Source organism: Bradyrhizobium sp. 41S5 (assembly GCF_011516665.3).
Lineage (GTDB): Bacteria > Pseudomonadota > Alphaproteobacteria > Rhizobiales > Xanthobacteraceae > Bradyrhizobium > Bradyrhizobium quebecense.
This window is the reverse complement of record NZ_CP083721.1, coordinates 6912261-6927035: the sequence shown is the minus strand read 5'-3', so window position 1 is coordinate 6927035 and position 14775 is coordinate 6912261. Positions and strand designations below refer to the sequence as shown.

The 14775-nt window shown below is 65.3% G+C and carries 15 protein-coding genes; 8 read left to right on the top strand and 7 right to left on the bottom strand.

Annotated elements, in window-relative coordinates:
• Positions 1-115: 115 nt before the first annotated feature.
• Positions 116-748 carry a TetR/AcrR family transcriptional regulator gene (locus HAP47_RS33335; protein WP_231168541.1) on the bottom strand — a complete coding sequence of 211 codons (633 nt, stop codon included), beginning with the start codon at positions 746-748 and terminating at the stop codon, positions 116-118.
• A 58-nt stretch (positions 749-806) separates the two neighbouring features.
• On the opposite strand from HAP47_RS33335, the gene HAP47_RS33330 reads away from it, so the two are divergent.
• A complete protein-coding gene (locus HAP47_RS33330; protein ID WP_173640938.1) occupies positions 807-1211 on the top strand; it encodes a hypothetical protein in 405 nt (134 codons plus the stop codon).
• A 2-nt stretch (positions 1212-1213) separates the two neighbouring features.
• Here the strand turns inward: HAP47_RS33330 and HAP47_RS33325 are convergent, their stop codons facing one another.
• The 5 genes from HAP47_RS33325 to HAP47_RS33305 all read right to left on the bottom strand — a co-directional run bounded on the left by HAP47_RS33325 (position 1214) and on the right by HAP47_RS33305 (position 6069).
• Complete coding sequence (locus tag HAP47_RS33325) at positions 1214-2368, bottom strand: alpha-hydroxy acid oxidase (protein WP_173640939.1); 1155 nt, start codon at positions 2366-2368, stop codon at positions 1214-1216.
• A gap of 107 nt (positions 2369-2475) precedes the next feature.
• Complete coding sequence (locus HAP47_RS33320; protein ID WP_173640940.1) at positions 2476-3285, bottom strand: MlaD family protein; 810 nt, start codon at positions 3283-3285, stop codon at positions 2476-2478.
• Positions 3286-3367: 82 nt separating this feature from the next.
• On the bottom strand, positions 3368-4294 hold the full coding sequence (locus HAP47_RS33315; RefSeq protein ID WP_173640941.1) for a DMT family transporter: 927 nt from the start codon (positions 4292-4294) through the stop codon (positions 3368-3370).
• 194 nt (positions 4295-4488) lie between these two features.
• On the bottom strand, positions 4489-4875 hold the full coding sequence (locus tag HAP47_RS33310) for a hypothetical protein (protein WP_173640942.1): 387 nt from the start codon (positions 4873-4875) through the stop codon (positions 4489-4491).
• 420 nt (positions 4876-5295) lie between these two features.
• Entirely contained in the window at positions 5296-6069 is a 774-nt protein-coding gene (locus HAP47_RS33305; protein WP_173640943.1) for a LuxR family transcriptional regulator, read from the bottom strand.
• Between the two features lie 79 nt (positions 6070-6148).
• Between HAP47_RS33305 and HAP47_RS33300 the strand changes: the two genes are divergently transcribed.
• From HAP47_RS33300 to HAP47_RS33290, 3 genes are read left to right on the top strand one after another with little or no spacing between them, the layout of a single operon-like run.
• Complete coding sequence (locus HAP47_RS33300; RefSeq protein WP_173640944.1) at positions 6149-6805, top strand: acyl-homoserine-lactone synthase; 657 nt, start codon at positions 6149-6151, stop codon at positions 6803-6805.
• Positions 6765-8129, top strand: a complete 1365-nt coding sequence (locus HAP47_RS33295) for a cytochrome P450 (protein WP_231168539.1) — start codon at positions 6765-6767, stop codon at positions 8127-8129. Before HAP47_RS33300 ends, HAP47_RS33295 begins: the two co-directional genes overlap by 41 nt.
• A 38-nt stretch (positions 8130-8167) precedes the next feature.
• Entirely contained in the window at positions 8168-8386 is a 219-nt protein-coding gene (locus HAP47_RS33290; RefSeq protein WP_173640945.1) for a hypothetical protein, read from the top strand.
• Positions 8387-8490: 104 nt separating this feature from the next.
• Here the strand turns inward: HAP47_RS33290 and ybaK are convergent, their stop codons facing one another.
• The gene (gene ybaK / locus HAP47_RS33285; protein WP_173640946.1) at positions 8491-8973 is read right to left on the bottom strand and encodes a Cys-tRNA(Pro) deacylase; all 483 of its coding nucleotides are present in this window, start codon (positions 8971-8973) and stop codon (positions 8491-8493) included.
• 349 nt (positions 8974-9322) lie between these two features.
• Here ybaK and HAP47_RS33280 point away from each other — a divergent pair, with 349 nt between their 5' ends.
• The 4 genes from HAP47_RS33280 (at position 9323) to HAP47_RS33265 (ending at position 14773) form a co-directional block, all read left to right on the top strand.
• The gene (locus HAP47_RS33280) at positions 9323-10615 is read left to right on the top strand and encodes an adenylosuccinate synthase (protein ID WP_173640947.1); all 1293 of its coding nucleotides are present in this window, start codon (positions 9323-9325) and stop codon (positions 10613-10615) included.
• 35 nt (positions 10616-10650) lie between these two features.
• Positions 10651-12252: a hypothetical protein gene (locus HAP47_RS33275; protein ID WP_173640948.1), complete on the top strand. Its 1602-nt coding sequence runs from the start codon at positions 10651-10653 to the stop codon at positions 12250-12252.
• 193 nt (positions 12253-12445) lie between these two features.
• Complete coding sequence (locus tag HAP47_RS33270; RefSeq protein ID WP_173640949.1) at positions 12446-12880, top strand: DUF5413 family protein; 435 nt, start codon at positions 12446-12448, stop codon at positions 12878-12880.
• Between the two features lie 270 nt (positions 12881-13150).
• Positions 13151-14773 (top strand): inorganic phosphate transporter, encoded by a 1623-nt coding sequence (locus HAP47_RS33265; RefSeq protein WP_173640950.1) that lies wholly within the window; start codon positions 13151-13153, stop codon positions 14771-14773.
• Positions 14774-14775 lie beyond the last annotated feature (2 nt).

Genomic DNA, 14775 nt, shown 5'->3' with positions numbered 1-14775 from the left:
CGTGTACGCCAATCCATCTCCGTCACCCTGAGTGGCCGCTTCTTCAGCGGCCCTCGAAGGGTCGACGGCCCGACTGTGGCCGATTCATCCTTCGAGGCTCGCAAGCGCTCGCACCTCAGGATGACGGGTCTGACAGATTAGCCAGCGCCGCGCGGCACGCGGTCTGCACCACACGGCAGACTTCATCTCTCGACCGCCCGGCGCTGAGCGAGGCGAAGGTCGGATAGCTCGTCAGTGCGAAGATCAGGTCGACGGCGTCCTTACGGACCTGCGCTGAGGCATGCTTGCCCGCGATGCGGTCGACCAATGCGGTGACGCCGCGGCGACGACGCTCGTTGCGCTCGCTCAAGGCTTCGGCGAATTCGGGATCGGTCGCCATCGCGTCGTGCAGGCGGGCGACCGCGGAATCACGGCTCCAGAATGCGCAGAAAATCTCGACCATGCGGTCGAGCGCGGCGCGCGGATCGGCCATCGCCATGGCGTCGGCGAGCTGATGCAGCCCGCCATGGCGCGCGATCTCGTCGAACACGGCTTCGAGCAGCCCGCGCCGGGAGCCGAACTGGTTATAGACCGTCAGCCGCGTCACGCCGGCGGCCTTCGCCACCGTATCCAGCGAGAAGCGCGCAATGCTCTCGCCTTCGCGCAGCGTGCGCGCAGCCGCCTCGATCACGCGCTCGCGGGTCTCAGCGGCGGCGGCGCTGCGCGCCGGGCTCACATAGCTGCGCGGCGGCATCGGTTGGCCTTGCATTCGTCAGATTTACTATACATTATGTATATCTAATTTCCAGCGCCCTTGGAGCGAGATCATGCAGACCGTCCTCATCATAGCCCTGTCCCTTCACGTCCTGTCATCGGTGTTTTGGGCCGGCTCCAGCTTCACTTTGGCGCGCACCGGCGGCCTCGGTGGCGAAAAGCTGCTGGTTCCGCAAATCGGTGCGGCGACGGTTGCGATCGTGACCGGCGCCACACTGTGGCGCCTGGTCCATGAAGGTTCGTTCGCGCTGTCGGAGCAGATCCTGGCGGGCGGCGCGCTTGCCGCGCTGGCCGCGATCACCGTGCAGATCATCGTCGGCGGCGGCGCTATCAGGCAGCTGCGCGATGGCGCGGCCGAACCGTCAACCGCACGTTCGCGGCTCGCGGTCGCCCAGCGCGTCGCGGCCGGGCTGCTCGCGATCACCGCGCTCTGCATGGGCGCGGCGCGCTATGCGTGAGTTCAATATTTCCGCACCAGGTCCGGGGTGATCTCCTTCAGGCTGCGGATGCCGAGCAGCGCGAGGTCGCGGTCGATCTCGGCGTGCAGCAGCGAGATCGCGCGCGCTACGCCGGCCTCGCCCGCGACCACCGCACCATAGAGGAACGGGCGGCCGATCCAGACGAAGTCGGCACCGAGCGCGAGCGCCTTGATCACGTCGGTGCCGCGGCGGATGCCGCCGTCCATCATCACGGTCATGCTACCTTTCTGTGCCGCGATCTCCGGCAGCGTGCGCAGCGCGGAGACGGTGTAGTCGAGCTGGCGGCCGCCGTGGTTGGAAACCATCACGCCGTCGCAGCCGTGCTCGCGCGCCAGCCGCGCATCCTCCGGCGAGATCAGCCCCTTGACGACGAGCTTGCCGCGCCAGCGCTTGCGGATCAGCTCGACGTGTTTCCAGGCGAGCTGATCGCGGCTGCCGATATTGCGCATCAAATTCTTGGACAGCACCGGCGGGCCCCGCTTGGCGTCCATGTTCTCGAAATGCGGCATGCCGTGATTGAACACGGTGCGGGCCCAGGTGCTCAGCAGCCAGTCCGGATGGGTGATGGTGTCCCAGAACACCCGAGGCGTGATCTCGAGCGGCACCTGGAAGCCGTTGCGGATGTTGTTCTCGCGGTTGGGCGGCACCGGCACGTCGGCGGTGACGACGAAGGTGTCGTAGCCGGCCGCCGCGACGCGATCGACCAGCGGCTCGATGCGTTCGTCGAGCCCGGCGAGATAGGCCTGGTACCAGGCCTGCTGGTTGGCGGCGCGGACGTCCTCCAGCGTGATCAGCGAGGAGGCCGAGAGGATCATCGGGACATTGGCCGCGGCCGCGGCGCGCGCCAGCACGATGTCGCCGCGATAGGCGCACAGCGCTGACGAGCCCATCGGCGGAATCCCGAACGGTGAGGCGTAGGTCTTGCCGAACAGCGTCGTGGTCTGGTCACGGCCGGAGACGTCCTTCAGCACCCGCGGCACGAAGCCGTATTCGTCGAACGCCCTGCGATTGTCTGACCGCGCCGCGTCGGTCTCGGCGCCGCCGGAGATGTAGCCATAGAGGAATTTCGGCAACAGCCGCCGTGCCTGCGGCTCGAAATCGTCGAGCGTGAGATAGCGTCGCAAATGCCGGGGCACGGCACTCGCCGCGCGGTTGACGGTTGCGGGAGGCGAGGCAGGGGCTGCGGTCCGGTCGTGCACGTTGGGCGTTTCCGATGTTCTTGGTTCTTGGCTGGAACGCGAGGCTAGCGCCTTGCGGCGGGCGGGACAAATTTCTCGTTGAACTTGTTGACCGACTGGCTGACGTCGGTGAGCGTCTTGCGGGTCTCGGCGATCATGGCGCCGGATTTCTTGTCAAAACTCTGGATCAGCTCGCGCAGCGAGATCACGGTCGGCAGCAACTCGCCGCCATATTTGTCGCTACCGAAGCCCTTCAGGAACTTGTCGGCGGACGTCAACTTGCTGTCGACCGCGTCGACGCCGTCCTCGGCGGCATCGATGAAGCCCGCGATCAGCTCGCCACTGCCGGACAGCGAGTTGGTGAAGTTCTCGAGCCCGAGCAGCGAGTCCTTGATGTCGGCCTCGTTCTCGGTGATGACGCGATCGACATTGCGCAGCGCGACGCGCAGCTTCTCCTGGATGCCCATCGTGCCTTCGGCGTCGGCGGTCAGCTCGGGAATGCCGTCGGCGCCGAGCGCAGGCGGCGGAGCATCGTCGGTGCCGCCGGTGAAGGAGATCGAGGCGATCCCGGTGAGGCCCTGGAATTCGAGGCCGACCTGGGTGTCCTTCTTGATCGGGGCGTTGCCCTCGATCCGCGTCATCGCCACCACGCGGTGACGGTCGAGCCTGATCGAAACCACCTCGCCGATCCGCACGCCGGCGAAGTTGACGCTGCCGCCGCGGCGCAGGCCGGAGGCCGAGCCCTCGAACACGACGCGGAGCGGCACCATCCGTTTGATGCCGGCATAGCGCTGATAGCCCAGCCAGCCGCCGAGCGAGCCGGCGATCAGGGCCAGCGTCAGGGTGCCGATCACGAGATTGCTGGCGCGCGCCATGCGTTGGGGACCTGTCCGCGAAGCAGACTTCAAGAGATAGCGGATTTGCGGCGGATAGTCACCGCGTCTCCGGCGGGCAAGATCAGGCCGACTGCCTCCGCGACGCCGCGAAGACGCCGGCCAGCACCAGCGCGAAGCCGATGAAATGGAAGGCCTGCGGATGCTCGCCGATGAACACGATCGACATGATGGTGCCGAACACCGGAACCATGTGGAAGAACGGCGCGGCGCGGTTGGCGCCAATCAGCTGCACACCGCGGTTGAAGCACAGATAGGCCACCGTCGAGGGGAATACCGCGACATAGAACAGCGACAGCAGATTGCTGGTGGTGAGCTGCATCACCGGACGCGTGCCGAGTTCCCAGATCAGGAACGGGATCAGGAACAGCGCGCCGCAGCCGAAGGTGAAGGCCGCGACCGACAGGCCATGGATCTTGGGCCGCTTCAGGGTCAGCACCGAGTACAGCGCGAAGATCACCAGCGCGGCGATGAAGATCAGGTCGCCCTTGTTGAACTCGATCTTCGACAGCGTCGTGAGATCGCCGTGCAGCAGGATCACCAGGACGCCGGCGAGCGACAGCAACACGCCGCAGAGCTGCGCCGGCGTCAGCCGCGCGCCGAGCAGGATCAGCGACCACAGCGCGACCATCAGCGGTACGGAGGATTGCAGCAACAGCGTGTTCAGCGCCTGGGTGTGCTCGAGCGCCCAGTATTGCAGCGTGTTGAAGGCGCTGATGCCGGTCATCGAGAGCAGCATCATGATGCCGAGATTCTTGCGGATCGCAGGCCAGTCGCTGGCGAGGTGCTTCCAGGCAAACGGCAGGATGATCAGGAACGCCACGAACCAGCGCAGGAACGACAGCGTCACCGGCGGAATATGGCCGGCCGCGAGCCGGCCGACGATGGCATTGCCGGCCCAGCACATCGCGGTGATGCAGAGCAATAGATATGGCTGGTTGGCGATCCAGGAGCCGGACGCAGGCGTTGTGGAGGAATCGGTGGCAGACATGCGAAAGGCCCGGGTTCACGGCGCCGCGGCCCGCCCGCCCGGCCGTCGCCGGGCCGGTATGGATCGCCCCGGCGCCCCGTCACAGACACGGATTCCGCCGTTCTATCAATGGGGATCGACGCATCGCGACCATGCGCGAAGGCCTCTTACGGAAGGCGCGATGGCGCTTTGCCAGGCCGATCCGCGACAAGCCTCTAGCCGGTCGCGGATGGCGTGGTCTGGCGTTTGACGATCTGCTCGGCGAGCTCGATCAGGATCCGCTTGGTGTCAGGGTCCTTGACGTCGCGGAATACCCGCAGCATGCGCAGCTCGAGCAGGGATTGCAGCGATTCCGACGCCTGGCCGCCTTGTGTCTGCGCGGTGGCGGCGGGCCGGTGATTGAGGATGTCGGCGGCGATCCCGAGCATCTCGGCGACGGTCGCCAGGCGGCCGGTATCGATCTTGACGGTGCCGTCCACGCCGTTCCTTTGCAGGGAGGCCCCCGCGCACAGGATCTCGGCGAGATCGGCCTGCGACAGCCCGATTGCGCGCCAGCGCGCCTGCACCAGTTGATCGATCTGGTCGTCCTGCGATGTGCTCATGGTGCGCTTGGGCGATCTCCAGCTACGTCCGTCGACAGCATGTCCGCGACGATGATTGGTAGCAGATGGAACAGCGGTTCGTCGCGACGGGACTTCTACGGATCACCCGGATCGACAATCGGTCCCGGCGCACCGGGCGAGGGGCAGGACGAACCGTGCTTTCACGACAGCTCGGCAGTCGCGCCGGGCGGGCACTGCAATACGCACCCATGGTCTGAAATCCCTGTCATCGGGCCGCAGCCTTATCATCAAGATCGTACGCGAATGCAATCTGGGGGTGATCGTTGAGGCAAATCCAACCCGGGTGTGTGACCTTGCCACAGTTCGCGGCGTTGCCGCCGAGCGCGACGATACCGGGCGCACGGAAGCAGCGCGCACGGAAGCAGCCCTCAGAGCGCCGCGACGGCCGCGCGGCGCCGCTCACAGGTCGATGATCCCGAGCGCGATGCTCTTCGCCACCCCGTGCGTCTTGTTGGAGGCCTCGAGCTTGCGCAGCGCCTGCTTGATGAAGCCTTCAACCGTCTCCGGCGAAATACCGAGGATCTGCGCGGTGTCGGCCACGGTCTTGCCGCGTGCCGCCCAGGCGATCACTTCCTTCTCCCGTCCCGTGAGCTTGATGGTCTCGGCGGCGTCGGCAGGCTTCAGGATGGTCGGCGCGTTGCGCTGGTCGCGGTTGACGATGTCCATCGCCCGCTGCACCCAGTAGATCATCAACAGATGCAGTTCATGGCGATGGCAGACGAACAGCTTGTCGAAGTCGCGCCGCTCGTCTTCCCAGAAGAACACCGTCGAGCTCGAGTGCACGGCGCCGAGCCGGTCGCGGTAATGGAAAGGCACCACGAAGCCGTCCTTGAATCCGAACTCGCGGGCGGCATCCATCGTCTTGGCCTCGGGCGCCCGCTTGTGTCCGCTTCGCTCCGGCAGCTTCAGGCTGCTCCAGCTGAATGGCGTGTTGGTGCGTCGCGACCGTGCCAGCGCCGGATCGGCATGGACGAACTCGTTCTGCACATACGCCCGCTTCCAGGCGTCGGGAAAGGTGCCGACATGATAGGGCAGGTCAAGGTCGGGCCGGCCGGCATCGACAAAGGCGAAGCCCGAGAAGCCGTAGTTCTGGACGATACGGTGCAATGACGAGCTGAGCTCGTCGATGGTATCCGACGCCTCGATGGTCGAAATCGCGTCTACCAGGCCCATTGACTAAAACCCCCGGTTTTCGGGGGTACCACAGTTAACCCCTTTCGTTCCAGATGTCCCGCATTTGGAGGAAAGGATAATGCCGCATTCATTGGACGGCTATCATGCACTCATCACCAGGGAAGAGCTTGATCCGGCGCATGTCGGGGCGATGCTGCGACTGCGCAAGCGCCTGTTCGTCGACCATTGCGGCTGGCTTCTGAGCACGACCGGCGACGTCGAACGCGATCAGTTCGACTGTTGGTATACCGAGCACTGCCTGTTGTTCTCAGGCGTCGAGCTGGTCGGCGGCTTCCGGGCGATCCGCACCGATTATCCCTATCTGACCAAGTCGGTGTTCCCGCAGCTTGCGGTGCGCCGCTTTCCGAGCCGTCGCGATGCCTGGGAAATCAGCCGTTTCGGCGTGCTGCCTGGTGTCGCGAGGTCGCGGACGGCACGCGTGAACTACGCGCTGATGTTCCGCTTCGCCGAGCTGCGCGGGGCGGCGGCGCTCGTGGCGCTCGCCGACCTTTCCTACGAGCGCTTTCTCACCCGCATGGACATCCGCACCCGCCGCTACGGCCCGCCGCAGGTGATCGGCAAGGATCGCATGGGCCGCCCGCTGACGGCGCTTGCCGGAGAAATCCCGCTTGGTCTCGCCGACAATCCCGGCCTGACCAAATTCCTCGACCTTGGACGGCAATTGGAGATTCACGATGCCTCACATGTTCTCGGACGTTCGAGCATTCCAGCGTGACCCGCTGCGTCTGTTGCTGACGCGCGGCAACGAGGCCGAACTGGGGCTCGTGCCTCTGCGACTCGGTCCTGCGCCCGTCTTTCTGGTGAACGATCCCGATCTGCTGCGCCCGATCCTCAAGGCGCCGGAGACCGACATCGGAAAGGGCAAGCTGATCAAGAAGCTGACGCCGGTGCTCGGGCGCAGCTCGCTGATGCTGAGCGGCGAGGAGCACAAGCGGCGGCGGACGGTGCTGCAGAAGCACATGGCGAAGGGCAGCGTCGAGAAATTCCTGCCGCATATGTGCGCCGAGATCCGCGCGGTCGGCGCCAGCCTGGCCCGGCTCGGATCGTTCGATCCGCATCATGTCACGGCGATGCTGGCGTTGCGGACCATCTGCGTCGCGATCTTCGGCTCCCAGCTGATGTCGTCTGGTGACGAGGAAGCGCTGGTTCAGGCCGTCGGCGTGATCGAGGACGATCTGGCCGAGGAGATGTTCCGCGCGTTGCCGTTCGGTCCGGTGGCTTGGTACCGGCGCCGGCAGAACCGGGTCTGCGCCAAGCTTGCGATGTCGACGGTGGTGCAGCGCCTGCGCCGCAAGGCGGGCTCAAGCAGCGCGTTGCGGGATCTCGAGGCGCTCGGCCTGAGCGATCGCGATCTCGAGGACGAGATCCTGACCCTGCTGCTGGCCGGCCATCACACCACGGGTTCGACGGCGGCGTGGATGTTCTACCAGATGGCCGCCGATCCCGCCCTGATGGACGACATTGCCGACGAGGCGGCAGAGTGCCTTGGCGACGACGGCGAGCTGCGACTTGACGCGGTGAAGCGCGCCAATCTGAGCGCGACGTTTGTCAAGGAGGTCTGCCGGCTCTATCCGAGCGCCTGGTGGTTCTCGCGCGAGGTGATGCAGCCGGTGACGATCGGCGGGCGCGACCTCAAGGTCGGCACCTCGCTGTTGATCTGTCCCTGGCAGTTGCAGCGCGATCCCAGGCATTTCGAGGATCCCGACCGCTTCCTGATGACGCGGCGCTACAACACCGACGCCTACATCCCGTTCGGCGCCGGCCCGCGCGCCTGCGCCGGGATGGGGGTTGCGATGCTCGAGTTGCAATTGCTCGCGCTCGAGATCGCCGCGGCCTATCGCTTCACCGCCGTCAGCCCGAATCCGGCGCCGTGGCCGAAAGCCTCGGTGACGCTGATTCCGCCGCCGATGACGATCGACATCGAAGTCCGCGAGCTGCCATCGCGCATCCGGCATCTCGGCGAGGAAGCCGAGCGCCTGCCATACATTTCATCCGCCAGCGCGGCGTCCATCAGCACACTACAATCGGTATCCCAATGACAACACACATCACGACGGCCAGCATCGGGCAAAGGGCCATGGATCAAGTGCAATTGCGCAGTTTGCGCGACGTCATCGCGGTGTTGATCGAGCAGCGCAGCATCGTGACGGCGGCCGGCGCGACCTTCGCCGCACATCTGCTCGACCTCGCGATCATGCAGCTCAGGCTCAACGTCAACGATATTTCGGCGGAGGAATTGTCCGGCCTGTCCGACTATGTCGGCGCGGAGTTCAACAGGGACAAGCCCTCGCATTGATCGCGCAGAGCGTCTTCGAGCGAAGTGGGCACCGGTTCGCGTGAAGAAAACGCGTCAAAACAAGAATCTAGAGCTGCGATTCTGATTCAATCGGAACCGAAGCTTTAATCCTGCGTCGCCACCAGCGCCTTCATCGTGGCGCCGGCGGCAAGCGCGGCGTCGTTCGGATCGATCTCGATCTGCAGGCCGCGCTGGCCGCCATTGACGAACACGCTGACATGCGTGAGCGCGGTCTCGTCGATCGCGGTCGGCACTTTCCTTTTCTGGCCGAACGGGCTGATGCCACCGACATGATAGCCGGTCAGCCGCTCGGCATCGGCCGGGCGCATCATCCTGGCCGACTTGCCGCCGAGGGCTGCGGCAAGCTTCTTCATGCTGACCTCGCAGTCGGACGGCACCACGGCGCAGACCGGCTTGCCGTCGACCTCCGCCATCAGCGTCTTAAGCATGCGGTTCGGGTCGACCCCGAGCGCCTCCGCCGCCTGCAGCCCGATGCTCTCGGCGCTGGAATCGTAGACATAGGTGTGGAGCTTGAAGGCAATGCCTAGCTTGCGCAGCGCCATCGTCGCTTGGGTCGAATTGGGCATGGTCCGGGCCGGTTGATACGGGCTAATGATCGCCGCAATGGGCCCGGCGATCAATCGGCCGTACGGTCAGGGTCAGGCCGACCCAACATTAAATTCCCGCCAGTCCGGCGCGACCGGGCGCGGCATGGAATTTTCAGGGGATATCAAAGGCTTGTCGCCCCTCTAAAAGGCGCAAACGACCCCCTTCTTGCTTGCGCAGCCGACCCGCTTCCTTTATCCGGTAGGCGCCTTGCGTGCGCGCGGCCGGGCGCCGCGGTTTGGGCTGGGCATGTCATGCATGATCGCTGTGGGCGGACGCGTTTTCGCCGCGATCATGGTCTCTGAAGCACCTGAAGGGAACATCTTCGCAATGGCCAATGTTGTCGTCGTCGGCGCCCAATGGGGTGACGAGGGGAAGGGCAAGATCGTCGACTGGCTGTCGGAACAGGCCGACATCGTCGTGCGCTTCCAGGGCGGTCACAATGCCGGCCATACGCTCGTGATCAATGGCGAGACCTACAAGCTGGCGCTGCTGCCCTCCGGCGTGCTGCGCCCGAACAAGCTCGCGGTGATCGGCAATGGCGTGGTGTTCGATCCGCAGGCCTTCCTCGACGAGGTCGCCAAGCTGAGGGGCCAGGGCGTTGCGGTCGGACCGGACAATCTGCGGATCGCCGAGAACGTCACCCTGATCCTGCCGCTGCATCGCGAGCTCGACTCGCTGCGCGAATCCTCCAACGCCGTCACCTCGATCGGCACGACCCGCCGCGGCATCGGCCCGGCCTATGAGGACAAGGTCGGCCGCCGCGCCATCCGCCTGATGGATCTCGCCGATCTCGATACCCTGCCGCACAAGATCGAACGCCTGCTGGCGCACCACAACGCGCTGCGCCGCGGCAACAATCTGGAGGAGATCGATGGCAAGGGGATTCTCGCCGAACTGACGGCGTTCGCGCCGAAACTGCTGCCCTATGCCGAGACGGTGTGGCGGCTGCTGGATATCAAGCGCCGCGAGGGCAAGCGCATCCTGTTCGAGGGCGCGCAGGGCGCGCTGCTCGACGTCGACCACGGCACCTATCCCTATGTGACGTCGTCCAACACGGTGGCGGCGCAGGCCGCGACCGGCACCGGCATGGGTCCGGGCGCGGTCGGCTATGTGCTCGGCATCTGCAAGGCCTACACCACCCGGGTCGGCCAAGGTCCGTTCCCGACCGAGCTGAACGACGAGATCGGCGAGGAAATCGGCCGCCGCGGCAAGGAATTTGGCGTCAACACCGGGCGCAAGCGCCGGGTTGGCTGGTTCGACGCGATGCTGGTGCGGCAGACCGTCCGCACCTGCGGAATTGCCGGGCTGGCGCTGACCAAGCTTGATATTCTCGACGGGTTCGACAGCATCAAGGTCTGCATCGGCTACAAGCTCGACGGCAAGGAAATCGACCACCTGCCGGCGGGCGAGGGCGCGCAGGCCCGCATCGAGCCGATCTATGAGATCATCGAGGGCTGGAAGCAGCCGACCGCCAATGCGCGGTCCTGGGCTGACCTGCCGGCCCAGGCCATCAAGTATGTCCGCCGGGTCGAGGAGCTGGTGGGGTGCCCGGTCACCCTGCTTTCCACCAGCCCGGAACGTGAAGATACTATTCTGGTACAGAATCCGTTCGAGGCTTAACGGGATATTACCTATATCCCACCAATTGTGTGGAAATGGCTGACTACTACCCGCTGATCGCCCGTGCCATCGCCGGACTGGACCCCAACGCCCCCGGCGAAGCCCGCCGTGCGCTGTATGCGCGGGCGCGGACGGCGTTGATCCAGCAGCTCCGCGGCGTGCAGCCGCCGCTCTCCGAATCCGAGATCACCCGCGAACGGCTGTCGCTGGAAGAGGCGGTGCGCAAGGTCGAGTCCGAAGCCGCGCAGCGCGCCCGCGAGGCCTCGCGCCCCGGCGGCGGGGCGGCCCGCAGCAGCGACCCGCTGCGCCGGGCCAATCCAAGGCCGCCGGAGGCAAGTGCAAGACCGCCGGAGGCAAATACAAGGCCGCCCGAGGCCAATTCCGCCGACAATGCCGCCCGCCCGCGCCCGCCGGCCGAACCCCGCCCGCCGCGCAATTTGCGTCCCGATGCGCCGCCGCCGGCCCCGCCGCGGCCGCAGAACCCGCAGGTTGCTACCGGCACCGATACCCAGGCGTCGGCCGCCCGGCCGGCTGCGCCGCGCCGTGGGCCGGAAGGCGCGCCGCCCCCGACGCCGCCGGCAGCCCCCGGTGTGCGCGGCTTCCGCGACATCACCGCCGACGCCGACGATCTCGGCCGGGCCGCGGCGCAAGCCAGCCGCAACGCGCGCAAGACCTACGCCAACGTGCCGTCGCCCTCGCCGGAATTCGACCGGCTTGAGCCGAGCCTCGAAAACCGCGGCGGCGATCCCGAGGCGCCGTATTCCCACGAGGAGTCGATCGAGGAGGCGGAGCGCTACGCCCCGCAGCCGCCCCAGGCGCCGCCGCCACGCTCGCGGGTCAGCAATGCCGAGCGCGAGCCGAAGCGGCCGCGTGTCGGTTCGACGTTCCCGTTCAAGACCGCGATCGCGATCGGCATCCTGCTGATCCTGGTCGGCACCGGCTTTCTGTTCCACCAGCAGGCCGCCACCCTCGTCAGCAGCCTCTTCAAATCCTCGGCCCCCGTCGAGGCGCCGAAGGACGCCACGGCGACGCCTTCGAGCAAGAAGATCACCGACCGCGTCGGCCAGCCGTCGTCGTCGGGCGAGCCGGTCGCTCCGGTGGCGCAGCGCGTGGTGCTCTATGACGAGGACCCGTCGGATCCGAAGGGCAAGCAATATGTCGGTTCGGTGGTCTGGCGCACTGAGCAGGTCAAGGGCTCGGGCAACCAGAAGCCTGACATCGCCGTGCGCGCCGACATCGACATCCCCGATCGCAAGTTCAAGATGACGATGTCGTTCCGCCGCAACACCGATTCATCGCTGCCGGCGAGCCACACCGCGGAATTGACCTTCATCCTGCCGCAGGACTTCGCCAATGGCGGCGTCGGCAACGTGCCTGGCATCCTGATGAAGTCCAACGAGCAGGCGCGCGGCACGCCGCTGGCCGGGCTCGCGGTCAAGGTCACCGACGGCTTCTTCCTAGTCGGCCTCTCCAACGTCGACGCCGACCGCTCGCGCAATCTGCAGCTCTTGAAGGAGCGCTCCTGGTTCGACGTGCCGCTGGTCTACACCAACCAGCGCCGCGCCATCATCGCGATCGAAAAGGGCGCCCCCGGCGAACGCGCCTTCAACGACGCCTTCGCGGCATGGGGTGAGTAACAGCTTCAACGCTCACCTCGGTACTCACGCTCTCATCGCCCGGCTGAGTCCGGGTGATTCCGTATCGCAGCGAAGTCCGGCTGTTGCAGCGCATCGACGCGAAGATCCCGGAACATTACCGGGCGCTTTCGATTTTCCCTAGAACCGTCGCGTGACTGCGTTACACTCGCCTGATGTCGGGCAGGGGCACGCCATGAAACGCTATCTGATCTTCGCAGCCATCGGGCCGTTCATCGGCGGCTTCCTGTTGCTGCTGATGACCACCTATCAGTCCGGCTACTGGACCGAGACCAATGGCGGCGAGGTGACGAAGCTTCTCGTCGTGTTCGTGAAGTCGCTGCAATACAATTATCTGTTCGGCATCGTGCCGTCGCTGATGTTCGGCGCGGTCGACGACATCCTGATGCATATGCGGCGGATCACGCCGACGGTGCGGATGCTGATCGTAGGTCTCGTAGCGTTCGTCGGCGCGGCGCTGACCTACGCCTCGCACGGCTCCGAGAGCGGTGCGGTGCAGTTCATCCTGTACGGGATGGTCGGCTTCATCCCGGGTGTGATCACGTCCTGGCTGGCGCACAAATATGCCGAGGAGCAGCACGTGCCGGCGACGCCGGCATCCCAGCATTAGGGCATGTACGCGTTGCTTGGGGAAAGCAGAAGTCGTCAGCTTTTGACGCGATCGACGATTTTGACTGGTCGGCGCATTGAGCGCATCGCAGCCGGACAGGGGCCAGGCTAACGCACGGCGAGCTGCGGCTCGCGTAATTATAGCAAATCTTGTCAATTGATTAGGCGCCGGCCGCATTGCCTTTCATGGAACTGTCACATGGGCGTCATGTAAACGTAGTCCCAATGTCACATGGCCGTTTTTGTCCTCCCGCGGCCGTGAGGGCGATGCATGAGCGATGTGGCGTTACCTGGTTCGATCGAGCCTGCGCGCAGCGGCGGGCCCAATCTCGAGAAGGGCTTTCATCCTCTCACCGGCATCATCTATCTCGGCGTGATCGGCGCCGCGCTGCTGTTCGTGGCCTACAGCATCTACGCGGATGTTGGCGCGACGGGCGTCGGCAAGACATCCTATCTCGCGTTCCTGCTGCTGTTCGTGGCGCTGTTGATCTCGCTCGGCTTCGAATTCGTCAACGGCTTTCACGACACGGCGAACGCCGTCGCCACCGTGATCTACACCCGTTCGATGCCAGCCCACATTGCCGTTGTCTGGTCGGGGCTCTTCAATCTGATCGGTGTGCTGCTCTCCAGCGGTGCCGTTGCTTTCGGCATCGTCTCGCTGTTGCCGGTCGAGTTGATCCTTCAGGTCGGCAGCAGCGCCGGTTTCGCGATGGTGTTTGCGCTGCTGATCGCCGCCATCATCTGGAACGTGGGTACCTGGTACTTCGGATTGCCTGCCTCGAGTTCGCACACCCTGATCGGATCGATCATGGGCGTCGGTATCGCGAATGCCCTGATGCACGGACGGGAGGGAACCTCCGGCGTGGATTGGTCGCAGGCCGTCAGCATCGGCAAGGCGCTGCTGTTGTCGCCGCTGTTCGGATTTGCGCTCGCTGCCATCCTGCTCTACGGGCTGAAAACCGCGCTGTTGCGCGCAACGCCGGCGCTGTTCGGCGAGCCGAGAGGCGATCAGCCGCCGCCATGGTGGATCCGCGGCATCCTGATCCTGACCTGCACCCTGGTCAGCTTCTTCCACGGATCGAACGACGGTCAAAAGGGCATGGGTCTGATCATGCTCATCCTGATCGGAGTGGTCCCAACCGCTTACGCGCTCAACCGCGCGATGCCTGCGAGCCAGATCGCGGCATTCACCGCGAATTCGGCGGCGGCGAGCAAGGTGATCGAGGATAGGGGAGCTGATCGCAAGGTGACGGGCAATCCGCGTCCGGCGGTGACGAACTACATCGCCCTTCGGCAACTCACCGACGATACCTATCCGTCACTTGCCGTTCTCGTCGGCGAAATCCGCGACCAGGTCGTTCAGTACGGTTCGCTGGCGAAATTCCCGGCCGAGGCCGTCGGCAACACGCGCAACGACATGTACCTGGTGTCGGAGGCGTTGCGCTTGCTCATGAAGAGCGGCGACAATGGGCTGAACGATGCCGATGTCGCGACGCTCAATCGCTACAAGGGCTCGCTGGATGCCGCGACCAAATTCATCCCGTCCTGGGTGAAGATTGCGGTCGCCATTGCGCTCGGTCTCGGCACGATGGTCGGCTGGAAGCGGATTGTCGTGACGGTGGGTGAAAAGATCGGAAAGACCCATCTGACCTATGCGCAGGGTGCCTGCGCCGAGATCACGGCGGCTGCGACCATCGCGGCCGCCGACGGATACGGCTTGCCGGTGTCGACGACGCATGTGTTGTCGTCCGGCATCGCCGGCACCATGACCGCAAACGGATCCGGCCTGCAATGGTCGACAGTCCGCAACATCGCCATGGCCTGGGTTCTGACCTTGCCGGTGGCGATGCTGATCTCGGGCCTGCTCTACTTTGTTTTCGCGCATTTGTTTTAGCC

What these genes read in the sequence shown, in the direction of transcription:
- HAP47_RS33335 (WP_231168541.1), bottom strand. Translation starts at nt 748, where the DNA reads ATGCAAGGCCAACCGATGCCGCCGCGCAGCTATGTGAGCCCGGCGCGC.
- HAP47_RS33315 (WP_173640941.1), bottom strand. Translation starts at nt 4,294, where the DNA reads ATGTCTGCCACCGATTCCTCCACAACGCCTGCGTCCGGCTCCTGGATC.
- HAP47_RS33295 (WP_231168539.1), top strand. Translation starts at nt 6,765, where the DNA reads ATGCCTCACATGTTCTCGGACGTTCGAGCATTCCAGCGTGACCCGCTG.
- HAP47_RS33310 (WP_173640942.1), bottom strand. Translation starts at nt 4,875, where the DNA reads ATGAGCACATCGCAGGACGACCAGATCGATCAACTGGTGCAGGCGCGC.
- HAP47_RS33290 (WP_173640945.1), top strand. Translation starts at nt 8,168, where the DNA reads ATGGATCAAGTGCAATTGCGCAGTTTGCGCGACGTCATCGCGGTGTTG.
- HAP47_RS33305 (WP_173640943.1), bottom strand. Translation starts at nt 6,069, where the DNA reads ATGGGCCTGGTAGACGCGATTTCGACCATCGAGGCGTCGGATACCATC.
- HAP47_RS33270 (WP_173640949.1), top strand. Translation starts at nt 12,446, where the DNA reads ATGAAACGCTATCTGATCTTCGCAGCCATCGGGCCGTTCATCGGCGGC.
- HAP47_RS33275 (WP_173640948.1), top strand. Translation starts at nt 10,651, where the DNA reads ATGGCTGACTACTACCCGCTGATCGCCCGTGCCATCGCCGGACTGGAC.
- HAP47_RS33330 (WP_173640938.1), top strand. Translation starts at nt 807, where the DNA reads ATGCAGACCGTCCTCATCATAGCCCTGTCCCTTCACGTCCTGTCATCG.
- HAP47_RS33300 (WP_173640944.1), top strand. Translation starts at nt 6,149, where the DNA reads ATGCCGCATTCATTGGACGGCTATCATGCACTCATCACCAGGGAAGAG.
- HAP47_RS33265 (WP_173640950.1), top strand. Translation starts at nt 13,151, where the DNA reads ATGAGCGATGTGGCGTTACCTGGTTCGATCGAGCCTGCGCGCAGCGGC.
- ybaK (WP_173640946.1), bottom strand. Translation starts at nt 8,973, where the DNA reads ATGCCCAATTCGACCCAAGCGACGATGGCGCTGCGCAAGCTAGGCATT.
- HAP47_RS33320 (WP_173640940.1), bottom strand. Translation starts at nt 3,285, where the DNA reads ATGGCGCGCGCCAGCAATCTCGTGATCGGCACCCTGACGCTGGCCCTG.
- HAP47_RS33280 (WP_173640947.1), top strand. Translation starts at nt 9,323, where the DNA reads ATGGCCAATGTTGTCGTCGTCGGCGCCCAATGGGGTGACGAGGGGAAG.